The following is a 19,829-nucleotide window of genomic DNA, read 5'->3' as shown; positions in this document are numbered from 1 at the left end:
TCCGTGGGGGAAGCGAGGAGCACCCGGCCCGGCGTCCGGGAAGCGCGGGCGGTAGACGCGGCGACTGCCGGGGACGGAGCGGAAGGAGCCTCGGCGCCAGGGGCGCACGGCATGCCGGGTACCCATGACTGTCCTCCGTTACGGCACGCTTCCGCCTGGGAGGTACCTGCGTCTTAGGCACCGGGCATTCCCCTTTCCACTATCCGGCGTGGCGGCGGTCAAACCCGTGGTTTCGCCTGCGGAGGGCCGGGCAGCCGTACGAAGGGGAAGGGGGAGCCAATGGAGACACCCCAGTACGTCGCGGCCCGCGTGCAGCGGGCACTGGCCGAGGACGAGCGCACCAACGAGCTCGGTATCCGCGTGGACGTGCGCGGGGAGCAGGTGTACCTGCGCGGGCAGGTCTCGTGCTCCGAACGGCGGCACCAGATCGAGAACGTCGCGCGGGAGACCGCTCCCGGCATGCGGGTGCACAACGAGATCACTCTCGTCGAGATGCTGGAGCCCGGGGAGGAGGAGCACCTGTGAGGGATCTGCGGATCGCCGCGGTGGCGGACATCCACCTGGGAGAGGACGTCCGCGGCCACTACCGCAAGCGGCTGGAGGGCATCGAGCACCGGGCCGACGTGCTGCTGGTCGGGGGCGACCTGACCAGGCACGGCACCCTGGAGGAGGGACGTGTGGTCGCGGGCGAGCTCCGCGACCTGCCCGTCCCTGTGATCGCGGTGCTGGGCAACCACGACTATCACTCGGACCGGGATCGCGAGATCATCTCCGTGCTCCGCGACGCCGGGATCGTCGTGCTCGACGACGAGGCCGCCGTCCTCGACCTGGACGGGGTACGGCTCGGCGTGGCGGGCGGCAAGGGCTTCGGCGGGGGATTCGCGGGCAAGTGCGCCAGCGAGTTCGGCGAGCCCGAGACCAAGGCGTTCGTCCGGCACACCAGGGACATCGCCGAACGCTGGCGGAGCGCCCTGAAGAGCATCGAGGCCGATCACCGGATCGTGCTGAGCCACTACTCGCCGGTCAAGGACACCCTGATGGGGGAGCCGCCCGAGATCTATCCGTTCCTCGGCAGCTATCTCCTCGCGGAGGCGGCCGACGAGCAGGGCGCCGACCTGGTCGTGCACGGCCACGCCCACGCCGGCACCGAGAAGGGCGTCACCCCCGGCGGCATCAGGGTGCGCAACGTCGCCCTGCCGGTGATCAAGCACGCCTACTCGGTCTACTGCCTCGGCGAGGACTGCTGATCCCGTCGGCTGCGCTGTCGGCGCTGTGGAATCGCTGTGGAATCGCTGTGGAATCCGGGCTGTGAACTCGTCGGTGAACGCCGTCACGCGCGGGAGGACGGCCAGGCCGTGAGGCCGGCCGTCCTCCCGCGCGTGACGGGCCTAGGGATTGAAGATGCTGACGCCCCCCGGGCCGATGAGGAACCCGAGGACGATGAGGACGATCCCCCAGAGGATGTCCCGACGCGCCAGGATGACGTAGATCCCAGCGATCACCAGTACTACGGCGATGATCCAGAGCAGAGTAGCCATGGCCCACCACTGCCCTGGCAAATGACCTCATAACATCATCCGCCCGGTGCCCCCGGCGAATTTGCCGTCGGATCCTTGACACGTGGCGTTCGCTTTACCGGGTGGAGGGCGGTGCGCCGGTGGCATCCCCGTCGAAATCCGCGCCGCTGTCCGCGCCGGGACGCGCGTGCCCGCCGGAGGTGCCTTCGCGCGGGGCGCGGTGCAACGACAGCAGGGGCTGGACGAACCAGAGCCATGCGCTGAGCCCCGCGACCCCCGCCGCGATCAGCGCTCCCGGCCACGACCCGGCCGACACCGCGACGACGAGCCCGGTGGAGAACGTCATCGACACGGCGAGGGCGACGCCGCCCACCACCCCGATCCGGTTCGCCCGCTTGAGCATGACCTCTTTCAGCTGCGACCGGAACAGGACGCGGTGCTGGGCCGCGGGGGCGATCAAGCAGATCGAGGCCGTCGCCGCGCTCGCCACCGCGACGTAGAACATCCACAGGGCGGTGACGTCGATCTTGCCGAAGCCGCTGGAGAAGGGCAGCGTGAGCAGGAAGGCGAACAGCACCTGGACGCCCGTCGAGGCGACCCGGAGCCCCTGGAGGAGCTCGCCCAGTTCGCGGTCGACCCGTTCCTTCCTGGTCTCCTCCGGGTTGGTCAGCGGTTCAGTCATGTCGTTCATCGGCGGCCTTCATCAGCCGGGCGTACGCGAGCTGGAGCCAGTCGGAGATCGCCACGGCCGCCATGGTCGCGCCCGCCATCCGGGTGATCTTCGGCGCGAACATCATTCCCGCGGCGTAGCCCGTCGCGACCCACTGGGCCAGGCAGAACGGACAGGTCAGCAGCTCCCCGAGGGCGTGCCGCAGCCCCGCCCCGCGGACCTCCTCGCGGAGCTCGGCGGGGCCGGAGACACCGGCGTACCTGGTGAAAGGGGCGCGAAGGGGGCTGGTGACGGTGTCTCGGGCCAGCGTCCGCGACAGCCGATGGGTGAACAGGCCCATCAGCGCGAGATCCATCGGCGTGACCGTGTCAGGACCGGTCCGGCCGGTCAGCCGGGCGGCGGCCAGCAGCACGGAGACGGCGCCGCCGTACATGCCGAGGACCCGCGCGTACGACCCGAGCGGACGGCTGCTCCCGCCCTCGTACTCCCGCTTGACTTCCTGGAGGGTGTCCGTCATGCGACCGCCCTACCCGGCTTTGTTTGCGACGAACATTGCGGGGCAGGCGACGGAAGTGGGTAGTCACAGTCACGCGGTCACCGAGGCGATCCTCGAGACGCTCAAGCGCGCCGGCGCGGGCCTGAAGGAGGCCGGGGTGCGCTTCGCCCTCGCGGGCGGCTGCGCGGGATACGCGCGGGGCGCCGCCCCTTCCCTGCACGACGTCGACTTCGCCCTCGTCGAGGAGGACGTGCCGCTCGCGCTCAAGACACTGGAGGACCTGGGCTTCCGGACCGCGAAGCCGCCGGAGGACTGGCTGGTCAAGGCGTACGACGAGGAGGGCGTGCTGGTCGACCTGATCTACTCGCTCGCCGAGCGGCCGGTGACCGAGGCCATGATCGCCCGGGCCGAGCCGATCAACACCGTGGCGGTGAGCCTGCCGGTTTTGGAGGCCACCGATCTGGTGATCTCGTGGATCCTTCCCCTATCGGAGCACGCCTGCGACTACGGCGGCCTGCTGCCCCTGGTCCGCGCGATGCGCGAGCAGGTCGACTGGGACCGGGTGGCCGCGGTGGTGGCGCACTCGCCGTACGCGTCGACCTTCATCACCCTGCTCGAACGGCTCCGGGTGATCGAGCACCCGACGCCGGTGGAGGGCGCCGTCTGGCCGTGAGCGCCTCGTGACAGGAGCGACGGGGTAATGCCTGGGGCAGGGCCGGTCCTCCTCCACGTCAGGCCCGGCCGCGAGTGGCGCGAGGGGCGCTCGGGCGGCACTACCATTAGGGATGTCACGCGCCGCTAGCTCAGTTGGTTAGAGCAGCTGACTCTTAATCAGCGGGTCCGGGGTTCGAGTCCCTGGCGGCGCACATTCGCAGGAAGCCCAGGTCGCGAACGCGGCCTGGGCTTTCTCTTTCGGAGCTCTCACGGCCGTCTCCCGTTGGGCGCCATGAATGTTTCAGCGTTTCAGCCGGGTCGCGCGACGTCGCGACCGCCCGTGCGGCACTGCTCTGGGCAGGCGCTCCGCGCGGTGCCACGCTGCTGCCACTGATCACGGCCCGTCGCGGGTCGTCACGGCAGGAGGTACGGATGCGCAAGGTGGTTTCCCTGCTGGCCTCGGCCGCCCTCGCCGGAGGTCTCACGCTCGCCCTGTCGGCGGCGCCCGCCCACGCGACGCAGCTCAGGAACGTCTACTACGGCTACGACGACTGCGTCCGCTACGGCTCGTACGGCGTCGAGCACGGCATGTGGCCCTACTACACCTGCACCTGGGTCAGCAACGGCTCCAGCGTCCCGCCCACCGGGTTCTGGTTCCTGTACGCCTGACGCTTCCCCTGAAAGACCCGGAGGGGATCGCCGGCATGGTCGTCCGTCTCACCGAGCTGTGCCGCCCGGAGCGCCGATCAGCGCGCCGGGCGTCGCGGCGGGCCCGCGCCGAAGTGGGGCAGGCAGGGGCCGAGCCCGTGGATCTCGACGGGCACCGGGCACCGGAAGTCCTCCCGGGCGAGCCGGACGCGCTGCTCCACGGCCCGCTTCCCCTGGACGGCGTGGACCTGCAGGCCGTCCGGCCGGTAGCCGAGCTTGCGCGAGACGCCGAGGGACGCGTGGTTGTCGACCGCGGCCCCCGAGGTCGCCGTCAGGGCGCCCAGCCCGGAGAAGGCCAGGTGGAGGACGGCGGCACGCATCTCGGTGCCGATTCCCCTGCCCTGGTGGGCCCGGCCCAGCCACGAACCCGTCCGCACCTCCCGGGTGACCGCGAACTCCTTCGCCGTCATCTCCTGGATGCCCACCACCCGGCCCTCGTGGACGACGGCGAAGTTGCAGGACCAGTGCTCACGCCGCCACCGGCCCATGACCGAGAGGTGGAAGCGCACGACCTCACCCGGCAGCTCCTCGCGCGGCACCAGGGTCCACGGGACGGTGAACGGCATGTAGTCCGGTGGATGCACGCCTTCGAGAGCGCGCTCCGCCAGCTCGTCGAGATCCTCCGGGGACGGCAGCCTGAGCTCCAGCCGGGGCGTGATCAGGCGCAGGTCGAACAGCGGCCAGTGACGCATGATCCGATTCTCCCGGTCCCGGGCCTCACTCTCACGCGAATATCACGCGATGGTGATGGAGGTGTCCGAGAGCCTGCCGAGCCACTCGCGCAGCAGCCCGGTCTCCGCCTCGGTCAGGGGGGCTACCGGACCCTCCGGCAGCAGGGCGCCGAGGGTGGCCGCCGCCACCGCGGTGCCGCCGTACGCCGGGGCGCGACCTCCGGCCACGGCCGGGACCGTGACCGCCTCGATGACGGCGTCCCGCACCCGGCCGGAGAACTCGGTGTCGGCGGAGATGGTCGGCCGGCTGACGAGGGACAGCGCGACGCCGGCCATCGCCGACATGATCATGTTGGCGGCCGTCTGCGGCGACGTCCGCAGCCGTCCGCCCGCCGCGCAGCGTTCGAGGATCTCCAGCAGCAGCCGGTGCGCCTCGGCCGCCGCCCCGGGCGGAGCCGACAGCCCGGGGGAGTACATCAGCCGGTAGTGGTTCGGGTTGTCCACCGCGAAGCCGACATGGTCGTCCCACCCGTTCTTGAGGTCCTGGACGGGATCGTCCGACGAGCACGCCGGGCTCCGGCCGGCCAGGTACTGCTCGAAGCCGTAGTCGACGACCGCCGTCAGGAGGCCCTCCTTGTCGCCGAACTGCCGGTAGAGCGCGGGAGCGCCGACCCTGGCCGCCTCGCACACCGCGCGGGTGGAGATGTCGGCCTCGGGCGCGTGGGAGAGCAGCTCGGCCGCGGCGTGAAGTATCCGGGTTCTCACGTCCACGGTAGCGACGTTAACACGTTTTTATTCATGTATCCACTGTTTTTTTGCGCACTATTATTGACTTCTTGCGCCTGACCGATTCTCCCCATCGCGGACGTCCGCATATGCCAAGGTGCCCAGTGACAGAGGCAGCCTGGGTACGGAGGGACGCATGCGGCTGGAGGCCGTCTTTTTCGACGTCGGCGAGACGATCGTGGACGAGACCCGGGAGTACGGGACCTGGGCCGACTGGCTGGGCGTGCCCCGGCACACGTTCTCCGCGGTGTTCGGCGCGGTCATCGCCCGAGGGGGCGACTACCGAGAGACGTTCCAGCACTTCAGGCCGGGATTCGACCTCCACGAGGAGCGGGAACGCCGAGCCCTGGAGGGCCGGGCCGAGACGTTCGGCGAGGAGGACCTCTACCCCGACGCCCGCCCCTGCCTGGCGGAGCTGAAGGCCATGGGGCTGCGCGTGGGGCTGGCCGGCAACCAGACGACGCGGGCCGAGCGCGTCCTGCGCGGCCTCCGCCTCCCCGTCGACGTCATCGGGACCTCCGACGGCTGGGGTGTCCATAAACCCGACCTCGCGTTCTTCCTCAGGGTGGTGCGGGAGGCGGGCTGCGCTCCCGCGTCTGTGCTCTACGTCGGCGACCGGATCGACAACGACATCCGGCCCGCCCAGGAGGCGGGCCTGCGCACCGCCCTGTTACGCCGCGGCCCATGGGGCCACGTGCTGTGCGACGACGCGGTGACGGAGCGGTGCCTCTTCCAGGCCGAGACGCTCGACGACCTGCCCGCGATGGTCCGCAAGCACAACGAGGAGTGCGGCTCCGCCTGACGCCCCGGCGCGGAAGGACGCGCCCCGCGCCGAAAGGACGAGCCGGGGTGGTCAGGTGATGAGCTCGGGCCGCCTGGCCCGGCCGAGCTCGGTCAGCCGTTCGCCGATCCCGTCACGTACGGCCCCGGACGGCAGGGCGCCCAGCAGCGATCTGACCCGGTCGTAGCCCACCTCGTACCAGGTCTCCTCCAGCGCGTCGACCGCGCGGCCGAGGTGGTCGGCGGCCCGCTCGGGGTCCGCGGGGGCGTGGGCGGCGGCGAGATCGGCGAGCAGCACGGACCGCTGCTTGCCGCCGTTCGGACCGAGATCGCCTAAGGCGGAGCCGAGCCGCCGGGCCGCCTCCTCGTGGTGCCCGGCGGTGAGCGCGCTGAATCCGGCGAAGCCGTCCAGCCTGGCCCGCTCGAAGAAGTCGAGCCAGTGCGGGTCGTCTCCTGGGCCGTCGGCCATCCGGTCGGCGCGGTCGATGTGGCGCATGCACTCCTTCGGCTCGCCGCACCTGGCGGAGATCTCCGACGCGACGCAGTGCAGCCAGGCCCTGGTCAGCGGGCCGACACCGTGCCAGGCGTGGGCGAACGCCGCGTCCATGAGCGCCAGCGCCGAGGCGCGGTCTCCCGCGAAGCCCGGCACGAACGACGCGTGCGCGAGCACGGCGGCGGCCAGGGCGTGATCGCCGCACTCCCTCGTCGCCGTGAGCGCGAGGCGGAACAGCCGTTCGGCGGTGGGCGCGTCGTCCAGGTCGAAGAAGGCGATCCGGCCGGACAGCAGCGCGGAACGCGCCGCCGCCTCGGCGAGCGTCAGCCGCGCCGCGCCCTGCGGCGCCGTCCGCAGCAGCCGCATCCCGAGCCCGGTGTGGGCGACGGAGGACTGATAGACCTCGCGCGCGGGAGCCGTCCAGTAGAGGGCCGCCTGCCGGTCGACGACATCGGCGAAGGCCCCGGCCGACTCGGCGTCCACGGCCCGGTGACCGTCGTCCGGGACGGCCTCGCCGCCGTCGCCGAGCAGCGGGGCGAGCACGCCCACGCCGAGCAGCCCCCGCAGAAACGTCGAACGGTCGATGCCGTCCACATTGCCGGCGATCATGCTCAGCAGCCTCCGTATCTCGTCCACCACCTCCGAGACCGGCCGCATGGCCAGTTCCTCGGACGTGAGCAGCCCAAGCTCGCTCGCGGGTTTGCCGAAGACCGTCACCAGGTGTTTGCGGTAGCGGGGGTCGGGCCGCCGCTCACCCGTCTCCCACCGCCGCACCGTGTTGGCCGTGAGGCCGGTGTCGGTCTCCTCGCACGCGACCATCTGCCCGCGGACGCGCTCGCACAGCTCCTCGTACGACCAGCCGCGCTGCAGCCGCTCCCAGGCGAGCTGCCGGTTGGCCGGATGGCGATGGTTCGCGGGCATGTCGCACCCCCCAGCGTCGCGTGACACACCGAAGCGTACGGTCAATCGCGTGATCGTGCGGCTACTGGCTGTGATTGGACGTGCCCTGGCTGATACCCGTCTCCGTCCGGAAGGGGTTTGCTGGGCCGATCCCCCCGCGAGATGCCGTTGGAGATGAGTGGCGATGACCACGATGGACGACTTGGCACGGGTTCATACCGGCTGGATCATCTGGCGGTCGGATGTGGGCCGGTGGTGGGCTACGAGGCGGGGGGCGGTCGACCTGGAGGCGCTCCGGAGGGGCTGCGCGATGACACTGGACGCGGACGATCCGGAATCACTGGCGGCCGAGCTCGCCGCGCAGGAGAGCCTGATCACCGCGCCGGTGAAGGCCGGCTTCACGCCCGCCTGAACGTCGCCGCCGTCGGCCCGCGCGCCGGGAGCGCGCGGCCGAGGGCGGCCCGCCGGAAGAGTGGATCACCTGGTAGTCCTGGAGTCACGGTTCCCCCGACACCGTGGGAGCCGGAGGCTCCGGAAGAAAGGCCATGGATGATCCCGCCTCGCTACGCCGCCGACCCTGCCCGCTACGAGACCATGAAGTACCGCCGCAGCGGCCGCAGCGGCGTGCTGCTCCCCGAGGTCGCGCTCGGCCTGTGGCACAACTTCGGCGACGGTCAGCCGCTCGACGTCCAGCGGGCCGTGCTGCGCCGCGCCTTCGACCTCGGGGTGACCCACTTCGACCTGGCCAACAACTACGGCCCCCCGTACGGCTCCGCGGAGGAGAACTTCGGGCGCCATTTCAGGGCCGACTTCGCGCCGTACCGCGACGAGCTGTTCATCTCGACGAAGGCGGGCTACGACATGTGGCCCGGGCCGTACGGTGAGTGGGGGTCGCGCAAATACCTGCTGGCCAGCCTGGACCAGTCGCTCACCCGCATGGGTGTCGACTACGTGGACGTGTTCTACTCCCACCGGCCCGATCCGCAGACTCCCATCGAGGAGACGATGGGGGCGCTGGACACCGCCGTCCGGTCGGGCAAGGCCCTCTACGCGGGCATCTCCAACTACTCGGTGGAGGAGACCCGGCGGGCCGCCGCCGCGCTGCGCGAGCTGGGCACCCCGCTGCTGATCCACCAGCCGGTCTACTCCATGCTGAACCGCTGGGTGGAGGACGGCCTGCTCGACACGCTGGAGAGCGTCGGGGCGGGCTGCATCGCCTACTCGCCGCTCGCCCAGGGCCTGCTGACCGACCGCTACCTCGACGGGACCGTGCCGGCGGGATCCCGCATGTCGATCGGCCACTTCCTCACCCGTGACCGGCTCACGCCGGAGCTGCTCGAGTCGCTGCGCGGGCTCAACAAGATCGCCCAGGCCCGCGGCCAGAGCCTGGCCCAGCTCGCCGTGGCCTGGCTGCTGCGCGACTCCCGGGTCACGTCCGTGCTGGTCGGCGCGAGCAGCGTGACCCAGCTCGAACAGAACGTGGCCGCCGTGCGGGCGCCGGCGCTCTCCCCGGACGAGCTCGCCGAGATCGAACGGCTCCTCTAGCGGGCCGGCGCGCCGGCCCTGGGGCGGTCAGTGATCGTCCCAGTGGCCGGCGTGGGCGGCGTGGCGGTGACCTTCGTGCAGGTAGTCGAGGTGGTCGCCGTGCCGCACCGACGGGTGGCCGCAGCCCTCGCCGTGCTGGTGCCCGTGCTCCTGCTTGTGCTCGACGTGGCCCTCGGGCTCGCACTCGTCCCAGTGGCCGTCGTGCGCCCGGTGCAGGTGGCCCTCGTGGGCGTAGTCGGTGTGATCGCCGTGCGGCACGGCCGTGTGGCCGCACTCCGGGCCGTGCCGGTGATCGTGCTCGCCGTGGTGGTGATGCGTCATCACGTGCCCCCTGCCCTGCTCGGGTCGGTCGTCGTGACCGTACCCGCCCCGGACCGGGAGACGCCCGTCCTAGTCGACCTCAGCGCTGCCGTTTACCCGCAGCTTGCGGCGCGCCCTCTCGTAGAAGGTCGTGGCGCCGAGCCGGACCACCCGGGCCGCGTCGCGGACCGCGGTGACGGTGAGCCGGTCGCCGGGGCCCAGGTGGCCGCCGATCGCGCCGTCCACTTCCATGGCGATCTGGCCGCTGGTCGGCAGCACGTCGAGGGTGGCCTCCTCGTCGGCCGACAGGACCAGGGCCCGGTTGAACGCCGAGTGGGCGGCGGCCGGGACGATGAGGAACCCCTCGACGGTCGGCGACACGATCGGCCCGCCCGCGGAGAAGTTGTAGGCCGTCGACCCGGTGGGCGTGGCGACGATCAGGGCGTCCGCGGCGTACCTCACGAAGGGGTGCCCGTACACGGAGACGGCCACGGCCGACAGGCCGTTGCCCGGGATCCGGACCAGCGCGACGTCGTTGAACGCCGTCACCGTGCCGCCGTCCGGCATGGTCACCTGTACGGCCATCCGCGACTCGACGGTGTAGTCGTGCCGGTCGATCGCGGAGAGGGTCGGCTCGAGCTCCTCCACGTCGATCTCCGCGAGGAACCCGAGGCGGCCCAGGTTGACGCCGAGCACGGGGGTGGGACGCCCTGTGATGAGCCGCATGGTCCGCAGCATCGTGCCGTCGCCACCGAGGCTGACGAGCAGGTCGGCCCGGCTGATCAGGGTGGGCGAGTCGACCGCGACGGCGCTGCAGTCGATGCGTCCGACCTCGTCGGGCAGGCCGAGCACGGTCACGTCGCGCCCCTTGGCCCACTCGATGATCGTCTCGATTGCCTCCTTGGAGTCGCGCTGCGGGTGCAGGACGAGACCCACGGTGCTGACCATGCCCATGGGCCCTACTGTACGGGCCGGTAGTGGATGGGAACGCGCACGGCGGCGGTCACTGCTCGACGGGGAGACAGACGCGGAAGCGGGTGTCGCCCGGCACCGACTCCACCCGGATGTCGCCGTGATGCTTGTTCACCACGATCCGGTAGGAGATGTCGAGACCGAGGCCGGTGCCCTCGCCGACCGGCTTGGTGGTGAAGAACGGCTCGAAGATCCTCGGCCGGATCTCCGGCGGGATTCCCGGGCCGGTGTCGCCGATCTCGACGACGATCCGGTCGTCGTCGCGGAACGTCCGGATCGTGAGCGTGCCGCTCTCGCCCATCGCCCCGAGCGCGTTGTCGATCAGGTTGGTCCAGACCTGGTTCAGCTCCGCCGCGTATCCGGAGATCGGCGGCAGCGACCGGTCGTACTCCCTGACCTTGCGCACGCCCGGCGGGAGCTTGGCGTGGAACATCGTCAGGGTGGCGTCGAGCAGCTCGTGGACGTCGACGGTCTGGTACGGCGCGCGGTCGAGCTGGGAGTACTGCTTGGCCGCGGACACCAGGCCGGAGATGCGGGTGACGGCGTTGTCGATCTCGCCCATGAGCAGCTCGGTGTCGATCGTGTAGGCGAGCCAGCGCACGGCCGGCTCCAGGTTGTCCTCACCCACCGCGCCGGCGATCTGGCCGAGCCACCGCGTGTCGATCCCCCCGGCCACGAGGGTCGGCGCGAGGTCCCAGGCCCCGACGATGTCGCGCTCGTCCAGCCAGTCGGCGATCTCGTCCTCGGCGTCGGAGGTCTCAAGCGGCGACAGCTCGGGAGCGGAGGCGGCCCGCTTCACCGCGTCGTCCTGCAGCTCCACCAGGTCGTGCAGCTGGCTGCCGTCGAGCCTGCCGTCCGCGATCATGGCCAGCTTCTGGCGCATGCCGGCGACCCGGCCGCGCAGCGCGGCGGTGGCCCGCACCGCCGCGGCGGCCGGATTGTTCAGCTCGTGGGTGAGCCCGGCGGACAGCGAGCCGAGGGCCAGCAGCCGCTCCCGCTCCCCGACGATCGTCTGATGCGCCCGCATGCCGAGGAAGAGCCCCTCAAGCAGGTGCATGGCCATGGGGAACCACTCGCGGACGCAGTCGCCGATCGTCTCCGCGGGCAGGACGAAGAACTCCGCGTCGGTGATCGCCCGGAGGCTGTTGAGGTAGGTCTGCTCGACCCGGTCGCCCATGTAGGCCTGGGTCGCGCCGCCGTACACGCCGCGCTGCTCGGTGCGGGCGACCTCGACGTCGTCGCCGTGGATCCGCCTGCTCATCGCCACCGTGCCGCTCAGCAGCACGAAGAAGCAGGTGGCCGGCTCGCCCTCGCCGTAGACGAGGGTGCCCGCGTCGCGGGTCTCGGTCTGGCCCGCCTCCGACAGCATGGCGAGCTGGTCGTCGTCCAGGGCCTCGAAGAGAAAAAGTGTGCGCAGCTCGCCGGGGGTGAGCGTGGGGGTCATTGCGCCTCCATGAAACGGTGCACGAGTGTCACGGCCATCGCGCCCTCGCCGACGGCGGAGGCGACCCGCTTCACGGATCCGGCCCGCACGTCGCCCGCGGCGAAGACGCCCGGCATGCTGGACTCCAGCAGGTACGGGTCGCGCGGGAGCCCCCACCCCGGCGGACGCCGCCCCTCGGTGATCAGATCGGGGCCGGTCATCACGAATCCGTTCGCGTCGCGGGCGACCGAGTCACCCAGCCAGTCGGTGCGGGGTTCCGCGCCGATGAAGACGAACAGCCAGGACGTCTCCACCGTGCGGGTCTGACCGGACGGCTGCTCGCAGAGGGTCAGCCGCTCCAGGTGGTCGTCCCCCTCGCCGGCGACCACGCTGGTGCGCGGGTGGACCTCGATCGTGTCGATGCTCTCGATCTGGTCGATCAGATAGCGCGACATCGACCTGGACAGGTCGCCGCCCCGGATGAGGATGTGCACCTTCCTGGCGTACCTGGAGAAGTAGACCGCGGCCTGCCCGGCGGAGTTGGCCCCGCCGACGATGTAGATCTCCTCGTCGCGGCAGCTCGGCGCCTCGGTGGAGGCCGAGCCGTAGAACACCCCGCGCCCGGCGAGCTCCGCGAGACCCGGCGCGTCCAGCCTGCGATAGGAGACGCCGGTGGCCAGCACCACCGTGTGGGCCCCGACGGCCGTGCCGTCGCCGAACCGCAGCAGCGTGGCCGAGCCGCAGTTGTCCAGGCCGACCACCTCGCGAGTGGTGAGCAGCTCGGCGCCGAACTTGAGGGCCTGCCTGCGGGCCCGTTCGGTCAGCTGGGCCCCGGAGACCCCGTCGGGGAAGCCCAGGTAGTTCTCGATGCGGCTGCTCTGGCCCGCCTGGCCCCCGGTGGCGCGCTGTTCCACCAGCACGGTCCGCAGGCCCTCCGAGGCGCCGTAGACGGCCGCGCCCAGCCCGGCGGGGCCCGCCCCGACGACGGCCAGGTCGTAGAAGTCCAGCGCGGGGGTCGTGCTCAGCCCGACGTGCGCCGCGAGGTCGGCCTCGGTGGGCCGGGCCAGCGCCTTGCCGTCCGATGTGATCACGACCGGGACGTCGGTCTCGGTGAGCCCGGCCGCGGTGAGCAGGCGGCCGCCCTCCGGCTCGTCCGCCAGCAGCCACCGGTACGGCACCAGGTTGCGGGCGAGGAAGTCGCGCACGGCGAACGACCGCGACGACCACCGGTGTCCGACGACCTTCGTCTCGGGGACGGCGACGTCGGGAGTGGAGAGCCAGGCGTCCAGCAGCGCGTCGACCACCGGGTAGAGCTTCTCCTCCGGCGGGTTCCACGGCTTGAGCAGGTAGTGGTCCAGATCGACCACGTTGATCGCGTCGATGGCGGCGTCGGTGTCGGCGTAGGCGGTGAGCAGCACCCGTCGGGCCAGTGGGAAGAGGTCCATGGCGGCCTCGAGGAACTGGATGCCGTTCATGTGCGGCATGCGGTAGTCCGCCAGCATGACGGCCACCTGCTCCCCCCGGAGCTTGATCTCTCGCAGGGCGTCCAGGGCGTCCGGGCCGGACTCGGCGCGGATCACCCGGTAGCGGTCACCGTACTTGCGCCGCACGTCCCGGGCGACCGCCCGTGAAACGGCAGGATCGTCGTCAACGGTCAGAATCGCGGGATTCGGCATGGATCCATCAAAGCATGGCGAGGCCTTCCCCAGGCCGGGGCGTCCGTTCGTTAACAGCGAATTAGCCAGGTCGTAGGCATGGCCCAGGTGCACCGCCCGATGACCCGCCGGTTACCGTGTGGTAGAGCCGCGGACCCGGGGGTGGGGAGGGATGCGGCATGGCGATCTGTGTCGGGGACGTCATGAACAGGTTCGTCGTCGCGGTCGGGGTGGACGCCGCGTTCTCCGACGTGGTCACGGCCATGTGCCGGTTCCACGTCGACGCCGTGCCCGTGGTCGACCGGGACCGGCGGGTGCTGGGGGTGGTCCGCGACGACCTGCTGCTCGACGAGATCGGCGACCGTCCCGGCGAGACCGCAGGCCGGCGCCCGCCCCACCGCGCCGTGCGACGGGGCGCGAACGGCCGGACGGCGTGCCAGATCATGACCAGCCCGGCGATCACCGTCACGGAGGACACCGAGCTCAGGACGGCCGCCCGGCTCATGCGGCGGCACGGGGTCAGGCAGCTGCCGGTCGTCGACGGTCCGTGCGGGCGGATCATCGGCCTGGTCACGCAGTCAGACCTGCTGCGGGCGCTGTACGGGCCGTGATCGGGCCGTGATCGGCCCCTGGTCAGGTCATGAGCAGGTCATGAGCAGGTCATGAGCAGGTCATGAGCAGGACGGCCGCGCCCTCGACGCGGTCCGCCGCGAGGTCGGCGAGGGCGCGGCCGGCCGCCGCGAAGGGGTACGGCGTGGTCGCCACCCGGGGCCGGTGGGCCGCGGCGAGCCGCAGGAACTCCCGGCCGTCCTCCCGGGTGTTGGCCGTGACGCTGCGCAGCGTCCGTTCCTCGAAGAGATGGCGCCGGTAGTCGAGCACCGGGATGTCGGTCAGGTGGATCCCCGCCACCGCGAGCGTGCCGCCACGGTCGAGCGCGGCGAGCGCGACGGGCACCAGTTCGCCGGCGGGCGCGAAAAGGATCGCGGCGTCCAGGGGTTCCGGGGGAGGATCGGCGCTGCCGGCCGCCGACGCGGCGCCCAGCTCGAGCGCGAGCTCCCGCGCCGCGGCCGACCGCGTCATCACGTGCACGGTCGCCCCCTCGGCGATCGCGATCTGCGCGGTGAGGTGCGCCGACGCGCCGAAGCCGTAGATCCCGAGCCGGCCGCCGGGGGGCAGGTTTGACCGGACCAGGGCCCGGTAGCCGATGATCCCCGCGCACAGCAGCGGCGCCAGCGTCTCGGCCGGCGCGTCCTCGGGAAGCGGGTAGACGTACGCGGCGGGGGCGGTGACGAACTCCGCGTAGCCGCCGTCCGCGTCCCAGCCGGTGTAGGCAGACGAGGGGCACAGGTTCTCGGCGCCGCGCAGGCAGTAGCGGCAGGCGCCGCAGGTGGAGCGCAGCCAGGCCACGCCCACCCGGTCGCCGATCGCGGGGCCCGCCGCCCCGGGGCCGAGCGCGTCGACCCGTCCCACGACCTCGTGACCGGGCACGGTGCGCGGCCGGCGCGGCGGCAGGTCGCCCTCGGCCAGATGCAGGTCGGTACGGCAGACGGCGCACGCCTCCACCCGCACCCGCAGCTCGCCGGGGCCGGGCTCGGGGTCGGGGAGCGTGGTCCGCTCGAGCGGGCGCGAGGCAACTGGGCCGGGCCGCGCCACCACCCAGGCGTCCACCCGCTATCCGTGCCGGATGCGGCGGCCGCTGATCTCGACGGGCGCGATCCTGATGTAGAGCTCGCGCTCGCCGCCCGCCCACGAATCGACGCCGGAGCCCGTCTGGTCGAGGCGGTCCTGGGCGGTGATGTGGTGGGCGCCGCCCCGCACGAGCACGCTCCATCCCTCCCGGGTGTTCTCGTCGACGTGGTCGACCTCGAAGGCGACCTTGAAGTCGGCGCCCTCGACGCCGGTGCGGAGGTCGGCGTCCATGGGCCCTCCGAAGGCCGTGCGGAACAGGACGGCGCCCTCCTCGATCGTGTAGTTGACCGGCAGGATCACGGGGCCCGAGGGGTTGTTGAAGGCCACCCGGCCGACGCCGCCGGGAGAGATGAGCCGCAGGCAGTCGTCCTTGTCGAGCCGCTCCAGGCGGGGCATCCCGGCCGGCGCGTTCTGGCCGGGCCGGTCTGCGGGGCGGGCGAATTCCGTCATGAGAAACCTCCGATGAGCAAGGGACGTCCGGCGGGCGGGCGACACCAGCGTCGCCCACCGGGCTGGTCCCCGGCACCGCCGACCGTCACCACCGGACGGGACGAAAGACCCGAGCGGGCCCGCCGTGCCCCGTCCTTTATCCGCATGCCCGGCGTGGGCACCTACGTCACATGGAAGTGCTGAGCAGCCGAATACTCCTGAGCCCGGCCGATCGCGCGGCGAGCCGCCGCTTCTACGGTGAGGTCCTCGGTCTGGCGGTCTACCGCGAGTTCGGGCCCGCCGACGATCCGGGCGTCGTGTTCTTCCTCGGCCAGGGATTCCTCGAACTCTCCGGCGGCCCGGCCGGGACGCGCGACCGGGATCGGGGCGAGCCCGGCGCGCGGATCTGGCTCCAGGTCCGCGACGTCCAGGCGGAGCACGACCGGCTGGCGGCGGCGGGCCTGCCCGTGACGTCGCCGCCCCGCCTTGAACCGTGGGGGCTCCTGGAGATGTGGATCGAGGATCCGGACGGCACGCCGATCGTCCTCGTCGAGATCCCACCGGGCCATCCGCTCCGCCGGGACCAGCGGACCATCCCCGCGGCGCCCGCCTGACGCACCTCGCGGGCAGCGGACTTGAGAAATTGCGCATTTCGGACAATCATCGCGTTCGCGGATTAGGGAGGGCGTATGGACGAGTTCACTGCCGAACTGCGAGCCCGGGTGTCCGAGGCCAGGCGGGAGCTGCGGCGAGCGAGGGAGGACGGGGACGAGTACGACGTCCAGCTGTACTCCGGACGCCTGGACGGCCTGGAGAGGCTGGCGGCCGAACACGGCCTCGACGCCGGGACGTGGGGTGAGGGGGTCGAGGGCGTGGCCTGATTCGCCGTCCGGTCTCTCCCGCTGGGATTCGGGGCCGCAAATCGCATGAACCGGGTGCGAGTGGCCGTACGCTTCCATGGTGAGGGGGAAGTGACCCCCATTACCTACTGAAAATGTGGGACAATGAGGCATGAGTTCATGGCCGCGCGCTGAGACTCCGATGACCGCCGCCATCCTGGCCGCACGATGGGTGCGGTCGGCGGCCGTGGACGACGGCCGGGAACGGCACTGGCTGGCCAATCCGGACCCCCGGGGGCGGTCGGCCGGAGCCGGGCACTCCTCGTCCCTCTACTCCGGCGCGGCCGGGATCGTGCTGTTCTTCCTCGAAATGGCCGCCGCCACCGGACACCAGGCGTACCTCGACGACGCGCTCGCGGGCGCCCGGCATCTCGCCCGCACCTGGTCCGGGCAGACCGACCTCACGCTCTATCACGGCCTCGCCGGCGTGGCGTTCGCGATGGCGGAGACCGGATGGGCCACCGGCGACGAGGAGGTCGTCGACGCCGCCCGGGCCGCCGCCGACCGGATCGTCCGCGGGGTGCGGCGGATGGGCGACGGCATCGGCTGGACCGGCGACCCCGCGCAGCGCGGTGACGGCGGCATCGTGCTGGCGCTGCTGCACGCCGCCGGCATGCTGGGCGTCTCGGCGTACGAGGAGGTGGCCGTCGAGGCGGGGGAGCGGATCGCCGGTCTCGCAGTCCCCGGGCACCGCTTCGGCGACGGCCCCTGCGCCGACCTGCCCCTCGACGCGGTGACCCCCGGGTTCCTGTCCGGCACCGCTGGGACGGCCTTCCTGCTGGCCCGCCTGCACGGCGTGACCGGCGACGAGCGGTTCCTGACCGCGGCGAGGCGCGGAGCCGACTTCGTCCGCACGATCAGCGTCGTCACGGACAAGTGCGCGCTGGTCCCGCACCACGTCCCGCAGGAGCGGCGGCTCCACTACCTGGGCTTCTGCTCGGGTTCCGCCGGGGTGGCCCGGATGTTCTACGAGCTCCACAGGGTCACCGGCGACCCGGGCGACCTCGACTGGGTCGAGCGGCTGGCCCACGGGATCGAGCACAGCGGCGTGCCCAGCCAGCAGTCCCCCGGCTACTGGAACGTCGCCTGCCAGTGCTGCGGCACGGCGGGAGTGCTTGAGCTGTTCGTCGGCCTGTGGGCGGCCACCGGCCGGGAACACTACCTGGAGTTCGCCCGCTCGCTGGCGGCCGACCTCATCGGCCGGGCGACCTCGCACGACGACACCGGTTACCGGTGGTATCAGGCGTACCGCCGGCTGCGGCCCGGTGACGTCACCGCGGACACCGGCTACATGGTCGGCGCGGCGGGCATCGGCGCGGCGCTGCTCCACCTCGACGCGGCGGGACTTGCCGACTCGCCGCGCCGGTTGATCCTGCTGCCCGACAATCCGTTCCCCGCGATCCCCGTCCCGGCGGCCGCCCTGCGGGAGGGCGGGCTGCGGGAGGACGGGCCCGGCTGACTCCCGCCCCGGAACGGTCCCGGGGGTGAAACTTTCGGGCGAAACGGACCGTCACCGCTGTTCAGAAGGGCGCGCCGCGGCTCGTCGTTGACGGTGGCGGCCGTGGCTGACGACGCTTCCGACCGTCGTAGACGGAGGGAAGCGAGATGCGAAGGACAGGGGCCATCCTCACCGCGGCCGGGCTGATCGCGGCCGGTGGATTCGCCTTGCTGACGGCGCCCGCGGCCGAGGCCGCGGTGGCGTGCAAGGTCACGTACACCACAAACGAGTGGGGGACGGGACAGGGCGGGTTCACCGCGAGTGTGTCGATCCAGAACCTCGGCGACGAGATCAGCTCGTGGTCGCTCGCGTTCACGTTCCCGACCAGCGGTCAGCAGATCACCCAGGGCTGGTCGGCCACGTGGAACCAGAACGGGCGGTCGGTGACGGCGAACCCGTACGACTGGAACAAGTGGCTCGGCGCGGGCGCCACCCTCACCGTCGGCTTCAACGGAAGCTGGATCGGGAGCAACCCCCCGCCCACCGACTTCACCGTGAACGGGACGCGCTGCACGGGCGTGCCGTCGAGCCCGTCTCCCAGCGTCTCGCCCAGCCGATCGGCCGGCCCGTCGCCGAGCGTCTCACCGAGCGCCTCGGCGAGCCCGTCGGCCAGCCCGTCGGCCAGCCCCTCGCCGAGCACCAGCCCGTCCACCCAGCCGGGCACGGCGCCGAAGCTCAAGGTCTCGGGCAACAAGATCGTGAACGCCTCCACCGGCGCCGCCTACCGCCTGCTGGGGGTGAACCGGTCGGGCGGTGAGTTCATGTGCGTCCAGGGCCGCGGCATCTGGGACGGCCCCACGGACAACGCCGCGATCGACGCCATGCGCGCGTGGAAGGTCCGCGCGGTCCGCGTGCCGCTCAACGAGGAGTGCTGGCTCGGCCTCGGCAACATCCAGTCCGCGTACGGCGGGACGACGTACCAGAACGAGGTCAAGGCCTTCGTGAACCGGCTGATCGCCAAGGGCATCACGCCGATCGTCGAGATGCACTGGAACTACGGGCAGTACACCGGCAACTCCTCCGGCTGCTCCGACGTGCACGCCACCTGCCAGAAGCCCATGCCGGACGCGCAGTACGCCCCGCAGTTCTGGACTGGTGTGGCGAACGCGTTCAAGGGGCAGACCGAGGTGGTCTTCGACCTGTTCAACGAGCCCTATCCGGAGCGCGCGACCGGAAGCGCGGCCAGCGGATGGGCCTGCTGGCGGGACGGGGGCACCTGCAACGGCATTCCCTACCAGGTGGCGGGCTTCCAGGGCCTGGTCAACACGGTCCGGGCGACCGGCGCGACCAACATCATCATGCTCGGCGGCCTCGCGTACTCCAACGACCTGACCCAGTGGCTGCAGAACAAGCCGAACGACCCGCTCAACAACCTGGTCGCGGCCTGGCACGTCTACAACTTCAACAGCTGCGTCAGCACGTCGTGCTGGGACAGCCAGCTCGCCCCGGTGGCCGCGCAGGTGCCGCTGGTGGCGGGAGAGATCGGCGAGAACGACTGCGGGCACTCCTTCATCGACCAGGTCATGAACTGGTTCGACGGCAAGGGCGCCTCCTACCTCGGCTGGACCTGGAACACCTGGGACTGCTCCACCGGTCCGTCACTGATCAGCGACTACAACGGCACGGCCACCAACTTCGGGGCCGGCCTGCGAGCGCGCCTGCAGGTCGTCTGAGTGGCGGCGTACAGCCGGCCTCAGAGCGGCCCTGAGAGCGGTCTGAGAGCTGCCTGAGAGCGCCCTCAGAG

General features: G+C 71.7%; 24 protein-coding genes and 1 tRNA gene. 13 read left to right on the top strand and 12 right to left on the bottom strand.

The genetic code is table 11. The features are described 5' to 3' along the window. Positions 1-279: 279 nt before the first annotated feature. Together JOL79_RS05095 and JOL79_RS05090 are read left to right on the top strand one after the other, a co-directional pair. Positions 280-525, top strand: coding sequence for a BON domain-containing protein (locus JOL79_RS05095; protein WP_210154473.1), 246 nt, complete (start codon positions 280-282; stop codon positions 523-525). Then, positions 522-1,247: a metallophosphoesterase family protein gene (locus tag JOL79_RS05090; protein WP_210154472.1), complete on the top strand. Its 726-nt coding sequence runs from the start codon at positions 522-524 to the stop codon at positions 1,245-1,247. The genes JOL79_RS05095 and JOL79_RS05090 overlap by 4 nt, the downstream gene beginning before the upstream one ends. 141 nt (positions 1,248-1,388) lie before the next feature. Here JOL79_RS05090 and JOL79_RS05085 read toward each other — a convergent pair whose 3' ends face one another. The 3 genes from JOL79_RS05085 to JOL79_RS05075 all read right to left on the bottom strand — a co-directional run bounded on the left by JOL79_RS05085 (position 1,389) and on the right by JOL79_RS05075 (position 2,704). Next, positions 1,389-1,538 (bottom strand): GPGG-motif small membrane protein, encoded by a 150-nt coding sequence (locus JOL79_RS05085; RefSeq protein ID WP_165900798.1) that lies wholly within the window; start codon positions 1,536-1,538, stop codon positions 1,389-1,391. Positions 1,539-1,632: 94 nt separating this feature from the next. Next, the gene (locus JOL79_RS05080) at positions 1,633-2,208 is read right to left on the bottom strand and encodes a DUF6328 family protein (RefSeq protein WP_210154471.1); all 576 of its coding nucleotides are present in this window, start codon (positions 2,206-2,208) and stop codon (positions 1,633-1,635) included. After that, positions 2,192-2,704, bottom strand: a complete 513-nt coding sequence (locus JOL79_RS05075) for a DUF1360 domain-containing protein (protein ID WP_210154470.1) — start codon at positions 2,702-2,704, stop codon at positions 2,192-2,194. Before JOL79_RS05075 ends, JOL79_RS05080 begins: the two co-directional genes overlap by 17 nt. Before the next feature lie 55 nt (positions 2,705-2,759). Between JOL79_RS05075 and JOL79_RS05070 the strand changes: the two genes are divergently transcribed. From JOL79_RS05070 to JOL79_RS05060, 3 genes are all read left to right on the top strand, one after another. After that, positions 2,760-3,356, top strand: a complete 597-nt coding sequence (locus JOL79_RS05070; protein ID WP_210154469.1) for a nucleotidyltransferase family protein — start codon at positions 2,760-2,762, stop codon at positions 3,354-3,356. Positions 3,357-3,475: 119 nt separating this feature from the next. Next, positions 3,476-3,549, top strand: a tRNA-Lys gene (locus JOL79_RS05065). A 220-nt stretch (positions 3,550-3,769) separates the two neighbouring features. Beyond that, positions 3,770-4,006, top strand: a complete 237-nt coding sequence (locus JOL79_RS05060; protein WP_210154468.1) for a hypothetical protein — start codon at positions 3,770-3,772, stop codon at positions 4,004-4,006. A gap of 77 nt (positions 4,007-4,083) precedes the next feature. Here JOL79_RS05060 and JOL79_RS05055 read toward each other — a convergent pair whose 3' ends face one another. Together JOL79_RS05055 and JOL79_RS05050 are read right to left on the bottom strand one after the other, a co-directional pair. Continuing rightward, the gene (locus JOL79_RS05055) at positions 4,084-4,737 is read right to left on the bottom strand and encodes a GNAT family N-acetyltransferase (RefSeq protein WP_210154467.1); all 654 of its coding nucleotides are present in this window, start codon (positions 4,735-4,737) and stop codon (positions 4,084-4,086) included. A gap of 42 nt (positions 4,738-4,779) precedes the next feature. Beyond that, positions 4,780-5,487, bottom strand: coding sequence for a TetR/AcrR family transcriptional regulator (locus JOL79_RS05050; protein ID WP_210154466.1), 708 nt, complete (start codon positions 5,485-5,487; stop codon positions 4,780-4,782). A gap of 151 nt (positions 5,488-5,638) precedes the next feature. On the opposite strand from JOL79_RS05050, the gene JOL79_RS05045 reads away from it, so the two are divergent. After that, positions 5,639-6,304 carry an HAD family hydrolase gene (locus tag JOL79_RS05045; RefSeq protein WP_210154465.1) on the top strand — a complete coding sequence of 222 codons (666 nt, stop codon included), beginning with the start codon at positions 5,639-5,641 and terminating at the stop codon, positions 6,302-6,304. Positions 6,305-6,355: 51 nt separating this feature from the next. Here the strand turns inward: JOL79_RS05045 and JOL79_RS05040 are convergent, their stop codons facing one another. After that, positions 6,356-7,696, bottom strand: a complete 1,341-nt coding sequence (locus JOL79_RS05040; RefSeq protein ID WP_210154464.1) for a helix-turn-helix domain-containing protein — start codon at positions 7,694-7,696, stop codon at positions 6,356-6,358. Positions 7,697-7,859: 163 nt separating this feature from the next. Here JOL79_RS05040 and JOL79_RS05035 point away from each other — a divergent pair, with 163 nt between their 5' ends. Beyond that, the gene (locus JOL79_RS05035) at positions 7,860-8,087 is read left to right on the top strand and encodes a hypothetical protein (RefSeq protein ID WP_210154463.1); all 228 of its coding nucleotides are present in this window, start codon (positions 7,860-7,862) and stop codon (positions 8,085-8,087) included. A 137-nt stretch (positions 8,088-8,224) separates the two neighbouring features. Further along, a complete protein-coding gene (gene mgrA, locus JOL79_RS05030; RefSeq protein ID WP_210154462.1) occupies positions 8,225-9,220 on the top strand; it encodes an L-glyceraldehyde 3-phosphate reductase in 996 nt (331 codons plus the stop codon). Positions 9,221-9,247: 27 nt separating this feature from the next. On the opposite strand, the gene JOL79_RS05025 is transcribed toward mgrA, so the two are convergent. The 4 genes from JOL79_RS05025 to JOL79_RS05010 all read right to left on the bottom strand — a co-directional run bounded on the left by JOL79_RS05025 (position 9,248) and on the right by JOL79_RS05010 (position 13,591). After that, a complete protein-coding gene (locus tag JOL79_RS05025; RefSeq protein ID WP_210154461.1) occupies positions 9,248-9,541 on the bottom strand; it encodes a hypothetical protein in 294 nt (97 codons plus the stop codon). Between the two features lie 69 nt (positions 9,542-9,610). Next, positions 9,611-10,474 carry an NAD(+)/NADH kinase gene (locus JOL79_RS05020; protein ID WP_230984230.1) on the bottom strand — a complete coding sequence of 288 codons (864 nt, stop codon included), beginning with the start codon at positions 10,472-10,474 and terminating at the stop codon, positions 9,611-9,613. A 49-nt stretch (positions 10,475-10,523) separates the two neighbouring features. Continuing rightward, positions 10,524-11,936, bottom strand: coding sequence for an ATP-binding protein (locus JOL79_RS05015; protein ID WP_210154460.1), 1,413 nt, complete (start codon positions 11,934-11,936; stop codon positions 10,524-10,526). Further along, on the bottom strand, positions 11,933-13,591 hold the full coding sequence (locus JOL79_RS05010) for an NAD(P)/FAD-dependent oxidoreductase (RefSeq protein ID WP_210154459.1): 1,659 nt from the start codon (positions 13,589-13,591) through the stop codon (positions 11,933-11,935). Before JOL79_RS05010 ends, JOL79_RS05015 begins: the two co-directional genes overlap by 4 nt. 158 nt (positions 13,592-13,749) lie before the next feature. Between JOL79_RS05010 and JOL79_RS05005 the strand changes: the two genes are divergently transcribed. Beyond that, complete coding sequence (locus tag JOL79_RS05005) at positions 13,750-14,181, top strand: CBS domain-containing protein (protein WP_210154458.1); 432 nt, start codon at positions 13,750-13,752, stop codon at positions 14,179-14,181. A 49-nt stretch (positions 14,182-14,230) separates the two neighbouring features. Here JOL79_RS05005 and JOL79_RS05000 read toward each other — a convergent pair whose 3' ends face one another. Both JOL79_RS05000 and JOL79_RS04995 read right to left on the bottom strand, forming a co-directional pair. Further along, positions 14,231-15,238, bottom strand: a complete 1,008-nt coding sequence (locus JOL79_RS05000) for a zinc-dependent alcohol dehydrogenase family protein (protein WP_210154457.1) — start codon at positions 15,236-15,238, stop codon at positions 14,231-14,233. A gap of 3 nt (positions 15,239-15,241) precedes the next feature. Next, the gene (locus JOL79_RS04995; protein ID WP_210154456.1) at positions 15,242-15,709 is read right to left on the bottom strand and encodes a pyridoxamine 5'-phosphate oxidase family protein; all 468 of its coding nucleotides are present in this window, start codon (positions 15,707-15,709) and stop codon (positions 15,242-15,244) included. A 170-nt stretch (positions 15,710-15,879) separates the two neighbouring features. Between JOL79_RS04995 and JOL79_RS04990 the strand changes: the two genes are divergently transcribed. The 4 genes from JOL79_RS04990 (at position 15,880) to JOL79_RS35740 (ending at position 19,758) form a co-directional block, all read left to right on the top strand. Further along, on the top strand, positions 15,880-16,302 hold the full coding sequence (locus JOL79_RS04990) for a VOC family protein (RefSeq protein ID WP_210154455.1): 423 nt from the start codon (positions 15,880-15,882) through the stop codon (positions 16,300-16,302). Between the two features lie 75 nt (positions 16,303-16,377). Continuing rightward, on the top strand, positions 16,378-16,569 hold the full coding sequence (locus JOL79_RS04985; RefSeq protein WP_210154454.1) for a hypothetical protein: 192 nt from the start codon (positions 16,378-16,380) through the stop codon (positions 16,567-16,569). A gap of 160 nt (positions 16,570-16,729) precedes the next feature. Further along, the gene (locus tag JOL79_RS04980) at positions 16,730-18,046 is read left to right on the top strand and encodes a lanthionine synthetase LanC family protein (RefSeq protein WP_230984229.1); all 1,317 of its coding nucleotides are present in this window, start codon (positions 16,730-16,732) and stop codon (positions 18,044-18,046) included. Positions 18,047-18,192: 146 nt separating this feature from the next. Then, positions 18,193-19,758, top strand: a complete 1,566-nt coding sequence (locus JOL79_RS35740; protein ID WP_210154452.1) for a cellulase family glycosylhydrolase — start codon at positions 18,193-18,195, stop codon at positions 19,756-19,758. Positions 19,759-19,829: the final 71 nt, after the last annotated feature.

It is taken from the genome of Microbispora oryzae (assembly GCF_017896165.1).
Taxonomy (GTDB): Bacteria; Actinomycetota; Actinomycetes; order Streptosporangiales; family Streptosporangiaceae; genus Microbispora; species Microbispora oryzae.
This window is presented reverse-complemented; position numbering and strand designations above follow the sequence as displayed.